Annotated in this window: 16 protein-coding genes; 12 read left to right on the forward strand and 4 right to left on the reverse strand. The window is 64.5% G+C overall.

From position 1 onward, the window contains the following. Positions 1-105 precede the first annotated feature (105 nt). From PGB28_RS03035 to PGB28_RS03050, 4 genes are all read left to right on the forward strand, one after another. Entirely contained in the window at positions 106-1377 is a 1272-nt protein-coding gene (locus tag PGB28_RS03035) for an MFS transporter (protein ID WP_408636208.1), read from the forward strand. A gap of 77 nt (positions 1378-1454) precedes the next feature. Continuing rightward, positions 1455-2198: an alpha/beta hydrolase gene (locus PGB28_RS03040; RefSeq protein ID WP_271420010.1), complete on the forward strand. Its 744-nt coding sequence runs from the start codon at positions 1455-1457 to the stop codon at positions 2196-2198. A gap of 17 nt (positions 2199-2215) precedes the next feature. Beyond that, positions 2216-3178, forward strand: a complete 963-nt coding sequence (locus PGB28_RS03045) for an alpha/beta hydrolase (RefSeq protein ID WP_271420011.1) — start codon at positions 2216-2218, stop codon at positions 3176-3178. Positions 3179-3180: 2 nt separating this feature from the next. Beyond that, the gene (locus PGB28_RS03050) at positions 3181-3957 is read left to right on the forward strand and encodes a metallophosphoesterase (RefSeq protein ID WP_271420012.1); all 777 of its coding nucleotides are present in this window, start codon (positions 3181-3183) and stop codon (positions 3955-3957) included. A 27-nt stretch (positions 3958-3984) separates the two neighbouring features. Here the strand turns inward: PGB28_RS03050 and PGB28_RS03055 are convergent, their stop codons facing one another. Both PGB28_RS03055 and PGB28_RS03060 read right to left on the reverse strand, forming a co-directional pair. Next, positions 3985-4392: a hypothetical protein gene (locus PGB28_RS03055; protein ID WP_271420013.1), complete on the reverse strand. Its 408-nt coding sequence runs from the start codon at positions 4390-4392 to the stop codon at positions 3985-3987. Between the two features lie 36 nt (positions 4393-4428). Then, positions 4429-5469, reverse strand: a complete 1041-nt coding sequence (locus tag PGB28_RS03060) for an alkane 1-monooxygenase (RefSeq protein ID WP_271420014.1) — start codon at positions 5467-5469, stop codon at positions 4429-4431. Between the two features lie 176 nt (positions 5470-5645). Between PGB28_RS03060 and PGB28_RS03065 the strand changes: the two genes are divergently transcribed. The 5 genes from PGB28_RS03065 to PGB28_RS03085 all read left to right on the forward strand — a co-directional run bounded on the left by PGB28_RS03065 (position 5646) and on the right by PGB28_RS03085 (position 12793). Further along, the gene (locus PGB28_RS03065; RefSeq protein WP_271420015.1) at positions 5646-7331 is read left to right on the forward strand and encodes an NAD(P)H-dependent oxidoreductase subunit E; all 1686 of its coding nucleotides are present in this window, start codon (positions 5646-5648) and stop codon (positions 7329-7331) included. Next, positions 7328-7990: a lysoplasmalogenase gene (locus tag PGB28_RS03070; RefSeq protein WP_271420016.1), complete on the forward strand. Its 663-nt coding sequence runs from the start codon at positions 7328-7330 to the stop codon at positions 7988-7990. The genes PGB28_RS03065 and PGB28_RS03070 overlap by 4 nt, the downstream gene beginning before the upstream one ends. A gap of 254 nt (positions 7991-8244) precedes the next feature. Then, positions 8245-10419, forward strand: a complete 2175-nt coding sequence (gene katG, locus PGB28_RS03075) for a catalase/peroxidase HPI (RefSeq protein WP_271420017.1) — start codon at positions 8245-8247, stop codon at positions 10417-10419. Between the two features lie 180 nt (positions 10420-10599). Next, positions 10600-11088, forward strand: coding sequence for a tRNA (N6-threonylcarbamoyladenosine(37)-N6)-methyltransferase TrmO (tsaA, locus tag PGB28_RS03080; RefSeq protein ID WP_271420018.1), 489 nt, complete (start codon positions 10600-10602; stop codon positions 11086-11088). Positions 11089-11149: 61 nt separating this feature from the next. Continuing rightward, positions 11150-12793, forward strand: coding sequence for an ABC transporter permease (locus tag PGB28_RS03085; protein WP_271420019.1), 1644 nt, complete (start codon positions 11150-11152; stop codon positions 12791-12793). A gap of 113 nt (positions 12794-12906) precedes the next feature. Here the strand turns inward: PGB28_RS03085 and hrpB are convergent, their stop codons facing one another. Together hrpB and PGB28_RS03095 are read right to left on the reverse strand one after the other, a co-directional pair. Continuing rightward, entirely contained in the window at positions 12907-15360 is a 2454-nt protein-coding gene (gene hrpB, locus PGB28_RS03090) for an ATP-dependent helicase HrpB (protein ID WP_271420020.1), read from the reverse strand. 8 nt (positions 15361-15368) lie between these two features. Beyond that, complete coding sequence (locus tag PGB28_RS03095) at positions 15369-16085, reverse strand: DUF3108 domain-containing protein (protein ID WP_271420021.1); 717 nt, start codon at positions 16083-16085, stop codon at positions 15369-15371. A 170-nt stretch (positions 16086-16255) separates the two neighbouring features. On the opposite strand from PGB28_RS03095, the gene meaB reads away from it, so the two are divergent. From meaB to rpmB, 3 genes are all read left to right on the forward strand, one after another. Then, positions 16256-17233: a methylmalonyl Co-A mutase-associated GTPase MeaB gene (gene meaB, locus PGB28_RS03100; protein ID WP_271420022.1), complete on the forward strand. Its 978-nt coding sequence runs from the start codon at positions 16256-16258 to the stop codon at positions 17231-17233. Next, positions 17230-18015 (forward strand): alpha/beta hydrolase, encoded by a 786-nt coding sequence (locus PGB28_RS03105; RefSeq protein ID WP_271420023.1) that lies wholly within the window; start codon positions 17230-17232, stop codon positions 18013-18015. The genes meaB and PGB28_RS03105 overlap by 4 nt, the downstream gene beginning before the upstream one ends. Before the next feature lie 157 nt (positions 18016-18172). Then, positions 18173-18463: a 50S ribosomal protein L28 gene (gene rpmB, locus PGB28_RS03110; protein ID WP_271420024.1), complete on the forward strand. Its 291-nt coding sequence runs from the start codon at positions 18173-18175 to the stop codon at positions 18461-18463. Positions 18464-18533 lie beyond the last annotated feature (70 nt).

Genomic DNA, 18533 nt, shown 5'->3' on the forward strand with positions numbered 1-18533 from the left:
CGGGTATGTGGTTCGGGGCGCGGTGTGACCGGTTTCACCGGGCCTGTCAAGCGCGCGCAGCGCGATGGCTCGCGGCGGAAAGTCGCCCTGGCCGGATCGGGCACTATGTGGAAGACGCGCGAGACAGGGAGGGACGCAGCAATCTCGGAACAGGTGTTCAACAAGATCACGGATGGCGGGGCAGACGCGCAGGAGGCACGCAACGGCCTGCGCCATGTGCTGGCGCTCACGGCAAGCAAGCTGGCGGATGGGCTGGTCGATCCAAAACTCATCCTGTCATGGCTGGCCACATCGCTGGGCGCGCCGGGCATGCTGGTCGGCCTGCTGGTGCCGATCCGCGAGGCCGGGGCGCTCTTGCCGCAGGTTTTGCTGTCCGGATGGCTGTCACGGCAACGCTATCGCAAATGGGTCTGGAGCGCCGGAGCCGTGGGGCAGGGGATCAGCGCGGCGGCGATGGTTGTCATTGCCCTGACATTATCTGGTTGGGCCGCCGGTGTAGGGCTGTGTCTCGCGCTGGCGGGGCTGGCGCTGAGCCGGTCGGCCTGTTCGGTGAGCTACAAGGATATCCTTGGCAAGACCGTCGGCACATCGCGCCGGGGCAGCGTGACCGGCACGGCCGGGTCGGTGGCCTCGGTGGGGGTGGTGGTGCTGGCGCTTTTGCTGATGAGCGGGGTGCTGCGCCAACAGGGCGCGGTGATCGCGGCTATCGGCTTGGCGGCGCTGTTGTGGATACTGGCGGCGTTGGTCCTGTCCCGGCTGGAGGAAACCGCCTCAGAGCCGTCGGAGCAAGCCGTGCTCGATATCTCGCCGCTCGGCGAGGATGCGCAGCTTCGCCGCTTCATCGCGGTTCGGGCGCTGCTGGTGCCGACGTCGCTGGCCCCGCCCTATTTCATCCTGCTGGCCAGCGATGCAGGGCGGGTCGGTCTTGACCGTCTTGGCGCATTGGTGCTGGTCTCGGCGATTGCGTCTTTCCTGAGCTCCTATGTCTGGGGCCGGTTGGCCGACCGGTCCAGCCGCAAGGTGCTGATTCTTTCGGGCGCTCTTGGGGCATTGGCCATGCTGGGGGCCGTTGGGGCCGCGTGGCAGGGCGCGGCGGACAGGCTCTGGACCCTGCCGCTGGCGCTGTTCGTTCTGATGCTGGCCTATCACGGGGTACGGCAGGGGCGGTCAACCTATCTGGTGGACATGTCCCCCGAAGATCAGCGCGCGGGTTATGCGGCGCTGGCCAACACATCCATCGGGGTGATCTTGCTGGTCGTGGGCGCATTGGGCGGCGCGATGGCCCTGTTGGGGACCAAGGCGACCCTGATCCTGTTTGCCGGGCTTTGCGTGGCGGCAGGGCTGGTTACACTGGGGCTGGACGAGGTCGAGCGTTGAGCGCCGGCGTGCCGTCGCGTTTCGCATTGCGTTGATCGGCTGTGATTTGCATGATCGCGCCGAAAACGGGGGACGATATGACCAGCACAGGCTTTCTCGACACAGACACCGGACGACGCATTGCCTATGTCAAAACCGATGGGGCGGGTCCGACCGTCATTTTCCTTGGCGGTTACAAATCCGACATGGCAGGGACCAAGGCGGTCTGGCTGGAGGACTGGTGCCGTGACCGGGGCCGGGCGTTCCTGCGCTTCGACTATTCCGGCCATGGGGAAAGCTCCGGCGATTTTGCCGATGGCTGCATTGGCGATTGGGCCGATGATGCCGAGGCGGTGATCCGCGCCACATGCGACGGGCCTTTGGTGTTGGTGGGGTCCTCCATGGGCGGGTGGATATCGCTTTTGATGACCAAACGGCTAGAAGGCATTGCGGGATTGGTCACCATCGCCGCCGCGCCGGATTTCTCCGAGGATAGCTTTTGGGCGGGCTTTTCGGACGCGCAACGCGCCGAGGTCATGGCGCAGGGCTATACCGATGTGCCGTCCGAGTATGGCGAGCCCTACCGCGTGACCCGCAAGCTGATCGAGGACGGGCGCAACAACCTTGTTCTGCGTTCGCCCCTGCCGCTGCCTTTCCCGGTGCGCTGCCTGCAAGGCACCGAAGACAGCGCCGTGACCCGGGACACCGCTTTGCGCCTGCTTGATCACGCCGATTGCGATGATATCTCCCTGACCCTCGTCAAAGGGGCCGATCACAGTTTTTCCGCGCCCGATTGCCTGCTGCGCATTGCGCAGGCGATTGACGAGGTTTCGGGGCATTGATGCGCTGGGTGGGGCGCATGTTACTGTATCTTTTCATCGCGGGTATCGGCGGGCTGTGCCTGATCTGGGCCTTTGGCCCGCGCGAACCGGTCGATCTTCGCCCTGCTTTCGATCCGGCCTCGATCGGCGATGATCCCTCCGCTTATCTGGCGGAACGCGAGCGGCAATTCGATGACATCCGCCCCGGCATCGAAAAGCGCATTGTCTGGGCCGGGGCAGATGGTGAGCGCACCGCACTCAGCATTGTTTATGTGCACGGGTTTTCCGCCACATCGCAGGAAATCCGTCCGGTGCCCGACGATCTGGCCCGCGCGTTGGGGGCCAATCTTGTCTATACCCGCCTGACGGGCCATGGACGGACCGGGGCGGCCATGGCCGAGGCCACAGTGGGCGGCTGGATGCATGACATGGCCGAGGCGTTGGAGATCGCGCGCCGCGTGGGCGAGCGGGTGGTTGTGCTTTCCACCTCGACCGGCGGGACGCTTGCGGCGCTGGCGGCGCGGGACCCGGAGATGTCGCGGGATGTGGCGGGGATGGTGTTTATTTCTCCAAATTTTGCGATCAATTCGCCCGCCGCGCCGCTGCTGACCCTGCCCGCCGCGCGCTACTGGCTGCGCTACGTAGCCGGGAAAGAACGATGCTTTGAGCCGCGTTCGCCCGAACAGGAGCGGTTCTGGACCACCTGCTACCCGGTCGAGGCGCTGCTGCCCATGGCGGCGGTGGTCAAGGCGGCCCAGCGCGCGGATTTCTCCGCTGTGACCATCCCGGCGCTGTTTCGGTTCTCGGACGCGGACAAGGTGATCAAGGGCGACGCGGTGCGCGCCGTGGCCGACCGCTGGGGCGGGCCGGTGGTGCTGCAACCGGTCACAATGGGCGACGGGGACGATCCGTATAACCACGTCATCGCAGGAGATATCCTGTCGCCCGGCGCGACCCCGAACACAGTGGCCGATTTCGTAACATGGATCAAAGGTCTGTAACCATGGGGCCGATTCTTGTCCTGACTGATCTGCATTACACGCCCGACGTGCCGACCGAGGGTCCCGACCCGGACGCGCGGCTTGCCGCCTGTCTGGCCCATGCCGCGAAAGCCGTGCCCGAAGCGGCGCTGCTGGTCCTGACCGGTGATCTGGCCAACAAGGGCGATACCGCGTCTTACGCGCGGCTCAAGGCGCGGCTCTTGGACGCCCATGTGCCCGTGCGCCTGATGATCGGCAATCATGACCACCGGGAGAATTTCGCAACGGTGTTTGGCGCGGATATGCTGGACGATCTGGGCTTTGTGCAGGGGGTTCAGGACATGGGGGACACGCGGGTCATCTTTCTCGATACGCTCTTTGCTCCACCCTATGACTACCCGGCCAGCCATTGCGGCTGGCTCTGCGAGACGCGCATGAACTGGCTGTACCGGCAATTGTCGGATGCCCCGGGGCGTGTGGTGATCTTCTTGCATCACCCGCCGCATGATGTGGGCTTTCGGGCGATGGACTTTCTGAAACTGCGCAACGGGGCGGCGTTTCATGACCTGATCGCGCGCCATGGTAACGTGGCGCAGATCATCTGCGGCCATATTCACCGCACGATCTCGGGCACCCATCGCGGCACGCCGTTCGCGGTGTTCAAAAGCCCGATGATGCAGATGCCGCTGGATTTCCACACGCTGAACTTTGAGGCGGAATGCGACGATCCCCCGGCCTTCGGCATCGTTCTTCTGACACCGGAGGCGGTGCTGGTCCATAGCGAAGATGTCCCGCTGTAGGGTGGGCAGTTCTGCCCTCCGCCACGGTTAAACGCCCACGTCAGGCCCTAGGCACATCATCGGTTTGTCATTCTGATCCGCCTCGTACAGAACGGTGCCCGCCGGATCATCCTCGAACCGGGCCAGAAGCCCGCCGCCGGGGTTGCGCCGGAAGGTCCAGCATTGCGGCTCGGGGAAATCCTCGTAGACGAAACAGATCTGCCCGCCCTCTTCATACCAGACCCCATCGCGGCATTTGCCATCAAGGAAAGACCAGCGCACGCGGCGGTTCTCAAGGTATTCCTCGACCCCGTAGGCCTGGCCATTATTGGCGAAATACAGCGTCTTGCCGGTGGTGTAGGCTTCAAACTCCTCGGCTGTCATGGCCGGTTGGGCCAGCGCGGGCAGGCTGAGGGCAAAGAGAAGGGCGGCAAAGTATCGGATCAGACGTGTCATGCCCCGACCCTGCCAGATGCGCTGCCGCAGGGCCAGTCACATTGCCGCGGGGTGAGTGATTTGGGCCTTTTGCTGCCACTCAGTGACCCTCGGGTCCATCACCTTGCGCCAGCGCGCGGGCCAGAGCGCCAAAAGCGCCATGACCGGCAGCGAATGGGGCAGGGTGGGCATCGCATCCTCGTCCAGCACAAGCCCGGGATAGGCCACCGAAGGGCGCAGATGGTGATCGGAATGGCGCGGGGCGTTGAGCATGAGCGCCGAGGAATACCAATGCGGCGTGTTCCAGCTATGGGCCGGGCCACACGGCTCGGGCTTGCCATCCGTTCCCATCCGGCGCTGCAATCCGTAATGCTGGACATAGTCCGACAGGAGCAATTGCAGCTGTGCATAAAGTGCCAGTGCCATCAGGCTGACCGCCCCGGCCAGTCCGCCGATCAGAACCGCCACAAAAAGCGTCGCCAGCGCCCAGAGCCAATAGGTGGAAAAGGGATGCAGACCTTTCGCGGCAAACGAGCGCCGCGCATCCTCGGCCCGCCTGCCCGCGCGGTATTCCCCGCGCCAGGCCCGCCATGCGTAGCGATAAAAATGTTCGCCGGGGCGCGCGGAGTTGGGATCGTGTTTCGTGGCGACATGCACATGATGCACCAACCGGTGGGCCGAGGCATGGTGGCCGTACAGCACCGAGGAATAGACCGCCACGCCCAACCGGCGCAGCCAGCGGTCGGAGCGGTGGATCAGCTCATGCGCGTTGGAATTGCTGACCTGCCCGAAAAACAGCGAAAACGCGACAAAGCCGCCCAAGCGCTCCGCCACGCCCGCCCCGGATGCGCCCGACACCAGCCAGATCGCCAGCGCCAGCAGCGGGAAATGCACCAGCCCCAGCAGCACCGACAGCCCGGTTCCGGCGGGAAATTCGGCCTCTGGATGGGTGGGAGCAGCCCATGCGCGGACCTGATCCAGCGCAAAGACCAGAAGCGTCATATATCCCAACGCCGCCCAGACCCAGCCACCCCCAACCAGCGCCGCAAATGCAAGCAGCAGAACAGGGGTCAGCGTGGCAATGGCAAAGCGGGTCATGTCTCTCCTCGGGGTGTGTATTGGGCAGGTAGCGCGCAATTGCGTTTCCCATAGGGCAAATTGTGGAAGGATAAGCGGCAGCGGGCAACGCGAAATGACGCTCAGAGGTCGCATTTGACCTCGCGGGGTTGGCGTGGGCTTTCTATGGTCGCGCTGCACGGGAAGGGAATGCAGCCATGGCACTCGACGAACGCAAAGGCGTCTGGAAATCGGGCAAGGGCAAGGGGCGTCATACGCCCAAGGGCCGCCAATTCGACGATCAGGCGCTGGAAGAGGTGCGCGCGCTGCTGGGTGACCGCCCGCGCCGCCGCGATCTGCTGATCGAATTCCTGCATCTGATTCAGGATGAATACGGCCATCAAAGCGCCGCCCATCTGCGCGCGCTCTGCGAAGAGATGCGCATGTCCATGGCCGAGGTCTGGGAGGTTGCGACCTTTTATGCCCATTTCGACCCCATCCGCGAGGACGAAACCCCGCCGCCCGCGCTGACCATCCGGGTCTGCGATTCGCTGTCCTGCGAACTGGCCGGGTCCGAGCAATTGCTGAATGCGTTGCAGGACGGGATGGACCCGGCCGAGGTGCGCGTCGTGCGCGCGCCCTGCATGGGGCGTTGTGATACCGCGCCGGTGCTGGAACTGGGCCACAACCATATTGACCATGCCACGGTGGAAAAGGTGGAGGCGGCGATTGCCGCGGGCGACACTCACGCGCATCTGCCCGCCTATCAAACCCTTGCCGCCTATCGCGATGCGGGCGGCTACGCGACGCTGTCCGATCTGCGCGAGAGCGGCGATTGGGAGGCGGTGCAGGACAAGGTGCTGTCCGCCGGTCTGCGCGGGCTGGGCGGGGCGGGCTTCCCGTCGGGCAAGAAATGGGGCTTCGTGCGCGCCAATGACGGTCCGCGCTACCTTGCCGTGAATGGCGACGAGGGCGAGCCGGGCACCTTCAAGGACCGCTATTACCTGGAGCGCGAGCCGCATCTGTTCCTTGAGGGCATGCTGATCGCCGCATGGGCGGTCGAGGCCGAGACCTGTTTCATCTATATGCGCGATGAATACCCGGCGGTGCTGGAAATCCTCGCGCGTGAGATCGCCGCGCTGGAAGCGGCCGGGATCGTGGAGCCGGGCTATATCGACCTGCGCCGGGGGGCCGGGGCCTATATCTGCGGCGAAGAAAGCGCGATGATCGAGTCGATCGAAGGCAAGCGCGGACTGCCCCGCCACCGCCCGCCTTTCGTGGCGCAGGTGGGGATATTCAACCGCCCGACGCTGGTCCACAATGTCGAGACGCTCTATTGGGTGGCCAAGGTGTGCCGCGAGGGGCCGGAAATCCTGTCCTCGGTCGAAAAGAACGGCCGCAAGGGGCTGCGCTCTTACTCCGTGTCGGGCCGTGTGAAGACCCCCGGCGTGCATCTGCTGCCTGCAGGTTCCACCATCACCGATATCATCGAGGCGGCGGGCGGCATGGCCGACGGTCACGTGTTCAAAGCCTACCAGCCCGGCGGCCCGTCCTCTGGGCTCTTGCCCGCGTCCATGGACGACATTCCGCTGGATTTCGACACGCTGCAACCGCATGGCACCTTCATTGGCTCTGCTGCCGTGGTGGTCCTGTCCGATCAGGACAGCGCGCGGGATGCGGCTTTGAACATGCTGCGTTTCTTCGAGGATGAGAGCTGTGGTCAATGCACGCCGTGCCGGGTGGGCTGTGAGAAAGCGGTCAAGCTGATGCAGGCGGATCGCTGGGATCAGGGGCTGTTGGAAGAGGTCTGTACCGCCATGGCGGATGCCTCGATCTGCGGGCTGGGTCAGGCCGCGCCAAACCCGATCCGCCTGACCATGAAGCATTTCCCGGACGAGGTTTGACCGCCTGGGCGCTTTCACTGGCGGCAGCCTCGGCGCTGATCACGCTGCTGCGCTTTGCCGCGCGCGGGCCATCGATGGCCAAGACGGTGATCAAGACGCTCTCCGTAGCGCTGCTGGCGCTGGTGTCCTTTGCCGAGGCGCTGCCGGTTTTGCTGACCGTCGCGCTGGCACTGGGCGCGCTGGGCGATGCGTTCTTGTCCCGTGACGGCGACGCGACGTTTCTGGGTGGCTTGGGCAGTTTCGCACTGTCCCACATTGCCTATACCGCGCTGTTTGTCGCGATGCCGGGCTTTGATGCGGCCCTTCTGACGGAATGGCCCGCAGCGCCGCTGGCTGTGGCGCTTTTGCTGCTTGCGGTGGGGCTGGGCATCCCGCTCTGGCGCGCCGCAGGAGCATTGCGCATCCCGGTCATGATCTATGTCGTGCTGATCGTGCTGATGGGACTTTCCGCGATTGCTGTGGGCGCGCCGATCCTGTGGGCCGCGGTGCTGTTTGTGATCTCCGACGCGCTGCTGGGCAGCAAACTGTTCCTGATCGCTCGGGACAGCCGCTGGCAAAATCCCACGGATTACCTTGTCTGGTTGAGCTACTGGGTGGCGCAGGCGGTGTTTCTGCTCGGTTTCCTGATGCTCGGCCTGACACCCGCGACGGTGTTGTGATTTGCTGCGCAGGGCAGTTTGAGAAAAATCGATAAGAAGAAATTATAACTCTAATCTGAAAATACAATTTTTTCACCGCCCGGCAGTTTGTTACTGTCGGATTCGTAGACAGGGGAGTCGAGGTTAGATCCGGCCCGTTGCACATTGCGTGCAAGGGTCGGATCGCCTGTCTGGTGAGCAGGGAGACGTGGGGGAAATCCCGGTTTCTGACCTTTCCAAACCGCATTCTGAACATCCCATTGATGGAGTGAGACATGGACGGAAACGATATCGACACCGGCGGCAAATGCCCGGTGATGCATGGTGGCCTGACGGCGCTGAAAAGCTCGGTCATGGATTGGTGGCCCAGTGCACTCAATCTGGACATCCTGCACCAGCATGACAGCAAGACCGACCCGATGGGGCCGGATTTCGACTATCACGAAGAGGTCAAGTCTCTGGACGTCGAGGCGCTCAAGGCGGACATGAAAGCGCTGCTGAAAGACAGCCAGGACTGGTGGCCCGCGGACTGGGGTCACTATGGCGGACTGATGATCCGTCTTGCGTGGCACTCGGCGGGGTCCTACCGTCTGGCCGATGGCCGCGGTGGTGGCGGTGCGGGCAATATCCGCTTTGCCCCGCTCAACTCCTGGCCCGATAACGGCAACCTCGACAAGGCGCGCCGCCTGTTGTGGCCGCTCAAGAAGAAATACGGCAACAAGATTTCCTGGGCCGACCTGATCCTGCTTGCGGGCACCATGGCTTATGAGGATATGGGCCTGAAAACTTTTGGCTTCGCCTTTGGCCGCAAGGATATCTGGCACCCGGAGAAAGACACCTATTGGGGCGCAGAAAAGGAATGGCTGGCGCCGTCCGATACCCGCTATGACGATGTGGGCAAGCCCGACACGATGGAAAACCCGCTGGCCGCCGTGCAGATGGGCCTGATCTATGTGAACCCCGAAGGCGTGAACGGCAATCCCGACCCACTCAAGACCGGTGCGCAGGTGCGTGAAACCTTTGCCCGCATGGCAATGGATGACGAGGAAACCGCCGCGCTGACCGCCGGTGGCCACACGGTGGGCAAGGCGCATGGCAATGGCGACGCCGACGCGCTGGGCGCAGAGCCCGAAGGTGCGCCGCTGGAAAATCAGGGCTTTGGCTGGGTCAACCCGAACTTGGGCGGAAAGGCCACAAATGCCGTGACCTCGGGTATCGAAGGCGCATGGACCACCAATCCGACCAAATGGGACATGGGCTATTTCGACCTGCTGTTCGGCTATGACTGGGAACTGACCAAGTCCCCCGCCGGGGCCAACCAATGGCGTCCCATCGACATCAAGGAAGAGGACATGCCCGTCGATCCCACCGACATGACCACCCGTGTCATGCCGATGATGACCGATGCGGATATGGCCATGAAGGTGGACCCGGTCTATCGCGCGATCTGCGAGAAATTCATCGCCGATCCGGCGTATTTCAGCGATTGCTTCGCGCGCGCGTGGTTCAAGCTGACTCACCGCGACATGGGCCCGAACACCCGTTATTTCGGCCCTGACGCGCCCAAGGAAGTGCTGACCTGGCAGGATCCGGTGCCTGCGGGCAATGCGGATTACGATGTCGCCGCCGTCAAGGCTGATATCGCTGCCGCCGGTCTGGATCAGGCCGACATGATCGCCACCGCATGGGACAGCGCGCGGACCTTCCGCCAATCCGACTATCGCGGCGGTGCCAATGGCGCGCGTATCCGTCTTGCCCCCCAGAAAGACTGGGAAGGCAACGAGCCTGCGCGTCTGGCCAAGGTTCTGGCCGCGCTGGAGCCGATTGCCGCGAAACACGGGGCGTCCGTGGCGGATGTGATCGTACTGGCCGGTAACGTGGGTGTTGAGCAGGCGGTCAAAGCCGCTGGTTATGACGTGGACGTTCCCTTCGCGCCGGGCCGGGGTGATGCCACGGACGAGATGACCGATGCCGACAGCTTCGACGTGTTGGAGCCGCTGGCCGATGGCTTCCGCAACTGGGTCAAGAAGGACTATGTCGTCACTCCTGAAGAGATGCTGCTCGACCGGGCACAGCTCATGGGGCTGACCGGGCCGGAAATGACCTGCCTGATCGGCGGCATGCGGGTTCTGGGCACCAACCATGGCGGCACCGGCCACGGGGTCTTGACCGACCGTGTGGGTGCGCTGACCACGGATTTCTTTGTCAACCTGACTGACATGGCGTTCAAATGGGTGCCCACCGGTGAGGGCGCCTATGAAATCCGCGACCGCAAGAGCGACGCGGTCAAGTGGACGGCAACCAGCGTGGATCTAGTGTTCGGCTCGAACTCGATCCTGCGCGCCTATGCCGAGGTTTATGCCCAGGACGATAACGGCGATAAATTTGCCCGTGATTTCGTCGCCGCATGGACCAAGGTGATGAACGCGGATCGCTACGATCTGGCCTGATCGGGCGCGATCGTGAAACAGGGGCGCGGCAGGGAAACCTGCCGCGCCCTTTTTTGTGGTCCGGGGGGATTACCAGGGCGTGTGAACCGCCCACCGCGACAATCCGACACAAAAGTGGGATATCGCCCGGGCCATGAAAGGCGCTAACATTTGCCCGAACGCGAACCGGAGGCGCCCGCCATGCCATCCAGAAATGACCTTCGGCCAAACGAGGAAGCCGTGGACGGGCCGCCGCCCGGAGATGCGCAACTGCGCTTCATCGGTGTGATCCGGACACCGTTTACCTCGCGCGAACTGTGCCCCCGGCAGGGGGACGCCATCAATGGCCCCGAATGCCGCGTGGTGCTTGAACCGCTGTGGCACAAGGCGCTCAAGGGGCTGGAGCGCTACGATTTCATCGAACTCTTCTACTGGCTGCATGAAAGTCGCCGCGATCTTGTGCTGCAAAGCCCGAAGGCCAATGGCGAAACCACGGGCACCTTTGCCCTGCGCTCGCCTGTGCGGCCCAATCCCATCGGCCTGTCCCGCGTGCGCCTGCTCGGGGTCGAGGCCGGGGCGCTCCGGGTGCGCGGGCTGGATTGTCTCAATGGCACGCCGCTTCTGGATGTGAAGCCGGATCGCTGCGCCTATACGCCCCAGGTGCCGCCAAAACCCACCGCGATGGGGTAGGCCCCGGCTTGCACCCGTGCGCAGAACCTGACAGAAAAGCTCGGATGTCAGGAGGCTGCGGATGACTGCATTCACCAGAAAACGTGCGAAGGAGTCGCTCTGGGCGTTGCGCGGATCGTCCTATGCCATTGCGCTTCTGTGCCTGCTGCCCATCGTGGCGGTGGGTATCGCGGCCCTGACGGGCGGCGTTTCCACGCTGGGGCATCTGGCGGGGACCGTGTTGCCGGGATATGCGGGCAATACCGCCGTGCTGGTGGCGCTCGTCGCGTTGGGCACGCTGTTGCTGGGCACCGGGGCGGCCTGTCTGGTGACGATGACAGAGTTCCGGGGGCGCAAGCTGTTCGAGATCCTGCTGGTCCTGCCGCTGGCCTTTCCGGCCTATGTGCTGGCCTATGCCTATACCCATCTTCTGGACCATCCGGGCATCGTGCAATCGAGCTTACGCGATCTGATGGGCTGGGGTCCGCGCGACTACTGGTTCCCCGAGATTCGCAGCCTTGGCGGTGCGGCGCTGATGCTGACGCTGGTGCTGTATCCCTATGTCTATCTGCTGGCGCGCGCGGCCTTTCTGGGTCAGAGCGCCAGCACCTTTCACGCCGCGCGCGCATTGGGCAAGACGCCGTTCCAGGCGTTCATGCGCGTGACCTTGCCCATGGCCCGCCCGGCGATTGCCGCGGGGGTATTGCTGGCCACGATGGAGACCATCGCGGATTTCGGAACCGTGTCCTATTTCGGCGTGCAGACCTTTGCCACGGGTATCTACACAAGCTGGTTCTCCATGGCCGACCGGGCGGCGGCGGCGCAACTGTCGCTGGGACTGCTGGCCTTTGCCCTGACGCTGGCGGTGCTGGAGCGGCGCTCGCGCGGCGAGGCGAAATACCATTCCGGCAGGCGTCAGGAGCGGCTGGCGCCGTTGCGGCTCAGCGGCTGGTCGCAGTCGGGCGCAATCCTCCTCTGCGCCGTGCCGGTGCTGTTCGGCGCGCTCCTGCCCATCGTGGCACTGGTGATCATGGGGATCGGCTCGGGTCAGGACCTTTTGGGGCGGCGCTATCTGGCGTTCATCCAGAACTCGCTGACCCTGGCGGGGACAGCGGCGGTGCTGACGGTTCTGGCGGCGATCATCCTTGGCTATTATCACCGGGTCACGCAAAGCCGCGCGGCGCGCTTGGCGCTTTATGCCGGGCGGCTGGGCTATGCGGTGCCGGGCGGGGTCATCGCGGTGGGTCTGCTGGTGCCGTTTGCGGCCTTTGACAATGCGCTGGACAGCTTCATGCGCGCGCAGTTCGATGTCTCCACGGGGCTTTTGTTCACCGGCTCGATCTGGGTGCTGGTCTTTGCCTACATGATCCGCTTTCTGGCGGCTGCCATCGGCTCCTATGAAGGGGGCCAAAGCGCCATCAACCCCAATCTCGACGCCGCAGCACGGGTGTTGGGGCAGTCCAGCTACGGCACGCTGCGCCGGGTCCATATGCCGATCCTGACGCCGTCGCTTTTGACCGCGCTGCTGATCGTCTTCGTGGACGTGATGAAGGAGCTGCCCGCCACGCTGATCATGCGGCCTTTCAACTATGACACATTGGCGGTGCAGGCCTTCCGGCTGGCCGCCGACGAACGGCTCGAAGGGGCCGCGGTGCCCAGTCTCGTGATTGTGGCGGTGGGGCTATTGCCAGTGATCCTGCTTTGCCGGCAGGTGGGGCAGGAGTGAGAGAGCCCATGCAATTGAGCGATTGATCCGGATAAGGCACCGGAAACTTTTGAAGTTTCCGGACCGATTTCTACAAAAGAAATCGTCGTTTCATGGGCATCAAATGCAATCTCTTATGTCCGCCGCTTCGCCCGCAGCGTCGGATCGGCCTCGCGCGGATTTTCCGGCCAGGGGTGTTTGGGATATTGCCCGCGCATGTCGCGGCGCACATCCGCATAGGAGCTGTCCCAGAAGCCGGGAATATCCATCGTGGTCTGCACCGGGCGCTGGGCGGGCGACAGGAGCGTGACGCGCAGCGGTTGGCCCGCGACGGTCGGGTGTTCGGTCTGGCCGAACATTTCCTGCAGGCGCAGGGTGATCTCGGGGTGCTCGCCGGAATAGTCGATGGGGATCTGCCGCCCCAAAGGCGTGGTGAAATGGGCGGGAACGGCCCGGTTCAGCGCCTGTTGCTGCTCCCATGTCAGGCGTGACCAGAGCGCATCGTGGATGTCGAACCCTTTCCAGTGATCGGCGGTCTTGACACCGGCCAGATAGGGCAGGAGCCACTCCTCCAGCGTTTCAAGCAGTGCCGCTTCCGAGACGTCCGGCAGGTCCATGCCCCCGGCGCGCGCCACGTTGATCCGCGCCACGAGACGCGCGGCCCCCTTGGAATAGCGCAGGCCCAGATCGCGTACCCCGTCCAGCATGGCGCGCGCGATGGCATCCCGGGGCGCGTCCTTCCACAGCCGGTCCTGCAAGGCCAGCGCGCCAAACCGTTCCTGTTGCCGCGCCACGACGCGACGGTCGCGTTTGGACCAGTCGCAGATGTTCTCCCATGTGATCTGTTCGTCAAAGAGCGCACGTATCTCACCTTCGGAAATGGCGATGGCCTGACGAATGCGCGCCTCGCGCGGGTTGCCGTCCGTATCCGTCACCACGATCAGCCGCTGAGAGGCCAGCGGATCACTCTCATCCATCACCGCGCCTTTGCCGCCCGAGAGCACAAAGCGCGGCGCATCGCCCTTGCGGCGCAGCCCGATCCGGTCGGGATAGGCCAGAGCGGCCATCTGCGCCGGGCTGAACGCCTCTTGACGCGCGCTTTTGGCGTCTTTCTTCAGGCGCTTGGCCTCTTGCGTGATCCGGTCCAGCGCAGGGCGATTCACGTCATAGGGGCGTCGGTCGCGAAAGCCGCGCAGGTCGCGCAGCGCCTCAAGCCGGAGACTCAGGTCCGAGGGTGCGCCGCGCAGCGGATCGCGGTCGGCCAGCAAGGCCGCCAGCGGCGCGGCACCGGGCCCGGCCAGCGCCAGCATATGCGCCAGACGCGGGTGCAGGGGCAGGGCGGCCAGCGCGCGGCCATGATGGGTGATGCGGTGCTCGCTGTCCAACGCGCCCAGCATCTGCAAAAGCGCCTGCGCCTCGGCCCAGCTGCCCCGGTTGGGCGGCGTGAGCAGTGGCATGTCCTCGACCGTGCCACCCCAGAGCGCGACCTCCAATGCCAGCCCGGTGAGATCCGCCACTTCGATCTCGGCGGGCGCAAAGCCGGGCAGAGCGCCTTCCTCGCCGCGTGTCCAGAGCCGGTAACAGGTGCCTTCGGCCACGCGGCCTGCGCGGCCTGCGCGCTGTGTGGCCTCGGCGCGGCTGACCTTTTCGGTGACCAGACGCGACATGCCCGAGCCCGGATCGAACCGCGCCCGCCGCGCACGGCCCGCATCCACCACAACGCGAATATCCTCGATGGTGAGCGAGGTCTCGGCGATGGAAGTGGCCAGAACAATTTTCCGCCCGTCGCGTTCGGGCCGGATCGCTGCGCGCTGCTTGTCAAAGGGCATGGCCCCGAACAAGGGATAAAGGCGGCAGGTCTTGGGCAAACGGTCCTGCAACAGCGCCTGACAGCGCCGGATCTCACCCTCGCCGGGTAGGAACACCAGCACCCCGCCGTCCGTTTCCAACACCGCCTGTGCCACCAGATCGGCGGTGACATCGGGCAAACGGGCCTTGGGGCCGACGGGTTTGGGAAGCCAGCGGGTTTCGACCGGGTAGCTGCGCCCCTCGGACGTGATTACCGGCGCGTCCCCCATCAGCGCCGCCACCGGCGCGGCGTCCAGCGTGGCGGACATGACAATGAGGCACAGGTCATCGCGCAGCGCCTCGGCGATCTCAAGACAGAGCGCCAGCCCCAGATCAGCGTTCAGGGAGCGTTCGTGAAATTCGTCAAAGATCACCGCGCCGATGCCGGTGAGTTCCGGGTCGGACTGGATCATCCGGGTCAGGATACCCTCGGTCACGACCTCGATGCGGGTGGTCTTGCTCACCTTGCTTTCACCGCGAATGCGGTAGCCGACCATATGGCCAGCCGCTTCGCCCAATGTCTCGGCCATCCGCTCGGCAGCGGCGCGCGCTGCCAGCCTGCGCGGCTCCAGCATCAGGATACGTCCCTTGATGCGCCCGGCCTCCAACAGCGCCAATGGCACCCGCGTGGTCTTGCCCGCGCCCGGCGGGGCCTGCAACACGGCACGGCCCGTGTCCGCGATTGCGTCCAGCAATCCGGGCAGGGCGTCATCAATGGGAAGGGCAGGTCGCTGTGTCACACCCCGGCTTATCGCCGAATGAGCAGCGCCCGTCCACGCAGAGTTTTCACATCCATACGGGACAGTTTGTAACGCCCCTTGCCATCGGGCTCATAACTCACCTTGAACGGGAACTTGGTGCCTTCGCGGATTTCCTTTTCCGAGAACCCGCCCACACGGATGTAATGCCCGGTGCACTGCACCGTGTCGCCATCCTTCTTGAGCTGCGACGTGGTCAACCGCACGCGGCGCGCCCCGTCGAAATAGCTCACATCCATGGTGCACAGTTCGTCCGTGTCCCGGTCGCGCAGCAGGTGCCAGACAGCGGTCAGCGGATCGAGCGCATCGCCGTTCTTGCGTGGATCAAGCCAATACTTCTTGGGTTTGTCCGTACGTTCCAGCGTCGGGACACCGCCGGGGTAGCGGATGGTCTTTTCGCTTTTGCGCCGCCCGGTGTCCGAGCTTTCCTCATAGCGCGTCGGGCGAAAGCGGGTGCCATCAACGCGCCCCTGAGATTTTGCCCGGAAATGGAAATCCGAGATGACCGCCACAAGGCCCGAGGATTTCACCACGCCCGAGGCGGCATAGGTTCCTCCGTTCTGCTTCATGCCATAGCGCAGCTCACCGGCCTTGATCCCGGCGTAATACACATCGAAATTGCCCGTCTCGGTCCCGTTCTGCGCCGCCTGAAGCGGGGCCACAGCCAGCCCGAGGGCCAGACTGGCGGAAGATAGAAGGTGACGCATGCTTTGCCTACTCATCACTGGTTTTGCCCCGGCACTCTGGACATATTGGATCAAGCAAAGGCATTAAACACCAGAGCGGATCACGTTCGCGTAGGTCCGGCCGCGAAACCCCGCCGATGGACCCGGTGGGAAGCTGCGGAAATGCGCCGGTTTGAGGAGTTTTGGAGCAGATGGACACAAGCGAGCTTGCATCCCGCATCCTGAGGGGCGAGCGCCGTGCGCTGGCCCGGGCGATCACGCTTGTGGAAAGCGGGCGTGCCGATCACCGCGCGCGGGCGACCGATTTGCTCGAAGCGCTGCGCGGATCGGGGCGGCAGGCGCTGCGCATCGGCTTGTCCGGCACGCCCGGCGTGGGCAAATCCACCTTTATCGAGAGCTTCGGTATGATGCTCACTGCCAAGGGGCTGCGCGTGGCGGTGCTGGCGGTGGACCCAAGCTCGGCCCGCTCGGGCGGCTCGATCCTTGGCGACAAGACGCGCATGGAGCAGCTGAGCCGCGACGCGCGCGCCTTTATCCGCCCCTCGCCCAGCCAAACGCATCTGGGCGGCGTGGCGCGGCGCACCCGCGAAGCAGTGGCACTGTGCGAAGCGGCGGGGTTTGACGTGGTGCTGATCGAGACCGTCGGGGTTGGTCAATCGGAAACCGTCGTGGCCGAGATGTCCGACCTGTTCCTGCTCTTGCTGGCGCCTGCAGGCGGCGACGAGTTGCAGGGTGTGAAACGCGGCATCATGGAGATGGCCGATATCATCCTTGTCAACAAGGCCGATGGGGATCTCAAACCCACCGCGATCCGCACCTGTGCCGATTATTCCGGCGCGTTACGGCTGTTGCGTAAACGCCCGCAGGACCCCGATGGGTTCCCCAAGGCGTTGACCGTCTCGGCGCTGGAAGAGGACGGGCTGGAAACCGCCTGGGACGAGATGCAGGCGCTGGTTGGCTGGCGGCGCGACAATGGCCATTTCGACGCCCGCCGCGCGGCACAGGCGCGGTATTGGTTCGAGGAAGAGGTGCGTCAGGCGCTGCTTGCACGGCTCCAGTCCGAGGGCGCGCGCCGCGCCATGGCCGAGCTGTCCGACAAGGTGGCGGCGGGCGAGACCACCCCGGCGCTCGCGGCCTCGGAAATGCTGGCCGAGCATCTGAACGCATGACACCCGAGCGCCTGTTTGACGGCGACCTGATCCGCGGGGATCTGTTCAACCCCGAAGGCGCGCAGCTTTTCGTGAGTTTCCGGCAAAGGCTGGCCGAACCCGGCGCGTTTGATACGCCGCGCTCGGTGCGCACATTCACCTCAAAGGGGATGGCGCATCTGCACCTGCAGGCGCGTTGGAACGACTGGTATATCAATGACGAAACCGAGGCGCTGGAAGCGGCGCTGGAGGCCCTGACGGAACGGTTTGAGCGCGTTGTGGCCATGGGGTTTTCCATGGGCGGCTATGCGGCGCTGCGTTTTGCTGCGGCGCTGCGGCTCAGCCAGCTGATCGCGGTCTCCCCGCAATACTCCATCCACAAAACGCATGTGCCCTTTGATCGGCGCTACCGCGATTGTTCGGCCGGGTTCGTGCCCGCGCTTGGCGATCTGTCCCCGCGCGGCACCGGGACCGGCGGCGTCATTCTGGCCGATCCGTTCCGGCCCATGGACCTGCGCAATGCGGAACTGATCTGTGCCGCCTTTCCGGGGTTGCAGATCGCGCGGCTGGCGGGGGCTGGCCATCCCGCCAGCCGGGTTATCCGCGAGGGTGGCAAATTCGGCAAGCTTCAGGCGCAGCTGACCAAACCCCGCGTGCCGTTGCGGCGCATCACCATGATCCACCGCAACGCGCGCCGGGACAGTCCGCGCTACTGGCGGCACATGGCGGCGCAGGCACGCAAATCGGGGCGTTTGGCGCTGGCGGAATACTGCGAAACGCAAAGCGCCGCGCTCGCGTCCTGAGTTATTCAGGGAATCGCATCATTCCCGCCTCCCGGCCCTTGACGATTCCCCCGGCCCCGCGTAATAGCCTGCAAACCAGATTCCGGGCGCGGCCTTTGCGGCGCCCTTTGATATTTGCGGGGCGCGAAAGTCCTGCACCAGACCAGAGGATGATCACATGTCGCGCCGTTGCGAACTGACCGGAAAAGGCCCGATGACTGGCAACAATGTCAGCCACGCCAACAACAAAACCAAACGTCGTTTCCTGCCCAACCTGAACGACGTGACCCTGCAGTCCGAAACGCTGGGCCGCGGCATCAAGCTGCGCATCTCGGCGGCTGCCCTGCGCACCGTGGACCACCGCGGCGGGCTGGACAAGTTCCTGGCCAAAGCCAAGGACGCCGACCTGTCCGACAATGCGCTGAAGGTCAAGAAAGAGATCACCAAGGCGCAAGCCGCGCAGGCCTGATCTACACAGCATTATGTGCCGGGTCGCTGTAAGACCCGGATCGACCCCCGTCGGCCCACCCGGCGGGGGT

Origin of the sequence: Primorskyibacter aestuariivivens, from assembly GCF_028023675.1 — a bacterium.
Taxonomy (GTDB): domain Bacteria; phylum Pseudomonadota; class Alphaproteobacteria; order Rhodobacterales; family Rhodobacteraceae; genus Marinovum; species Marinovum aestuariivivens.

Bases quoted from the DNA above. Each gene is read 5' to 3' on its own strand.
- PGB28_RS03035 (WP_408636208.1), top strand. From the start codon at position 106: ATGTGGAAGACGCGCGAGACAGGGAGGGACGCAGCAATCTCGGAACAG.
- PGB28_RS03040 (WP_271420010.1), top strand. From the start codon at position 1,455: ATGACCAGCACAGGCTTTCTCGACACAGACACCGGACGACGCATTGCC.
- PGB28_RS03045 (WP_271420011.1), top strand. From the start codon at position 2,216: ATGTTACTGTATCTTTTCATCGCGGGTATCGGCGGGCTGTGCCTGATC.
- PGB28_RS03050 (WP_271420012.1), top strand. From the start codon at position 3,181: ATGGGGCCGATTCTTGTCCTGACTGATCTGCATTACACGCCCGACGTG.
- PGB28_RS03055 (WP_271420013.1), bottom strand. From the start codon at position 4,392: ATGACACGTCTGATCCGATACTTTGCCGCCCTTCTCTTTGCCCTCAGC.
- PGB28_RS03060 (WP_271420014.1), bottom strand. From the start codon at position 5,469: ATGACCCGCTTTGCCATTGCCACGCTGACCCCTGTTCTGCTGCTTGCA.
- PGB28_RS03065 (WP_271420015.1), top strand. From the start codon at position 5,646: ATGGCACTCGACGAACGCAAAGGCGTCTGGAAATCGGGCAAGGGCAAG.
- katG (WP_271420017.1), top strand. From the start codon at position 8,245: ATGGACGGAAACGATATCGACACCGGCGGCAAATGCCCGGTGATGCAT.
- tsaA (WP_271420018.1), top strand. From the start codon at position 10,600: ATGCCATCCAGAAATGACCTTCGGCCAAACGAGGAAGCCGTGGACGGG.
- PGB28_RS03085 (WP_271420019.1), top strand. From the start codon at position 11,150: ATGACTGCATTCACCAGAAAACGTGCGAAGGAGTCGCTCTGGGCGTTG.
- PGB28_RS03095 (WP_271420021.1), bottom strand. From the start codon at position 16,085: ATGCGTCACCTTCTATCTTCCGCCAGTCTGGCCCTCGGGCTGGCTGTG.
- meaB (WP_271420022.1), top strand. From the start codon at position 16,256: ATGGACACAAGCGAGCTTGCATCCCGCATCCTGAGGGGCGAGCGCCGT.
- PGB28_RS03105 (WP_271420023.1), top strand. From the start codon at position 17,230: ATGACACCCGAGCGCCTGTTTGACGGCGACCTGATCCGCGGGGATCTG.
- rpmB (WP_271420024.1), top strand. From the start codon at position 18,173: ATGTCGCGCCGTTGCGAACTGACCGGAAAAGGCCCGATGACTGGCAAC.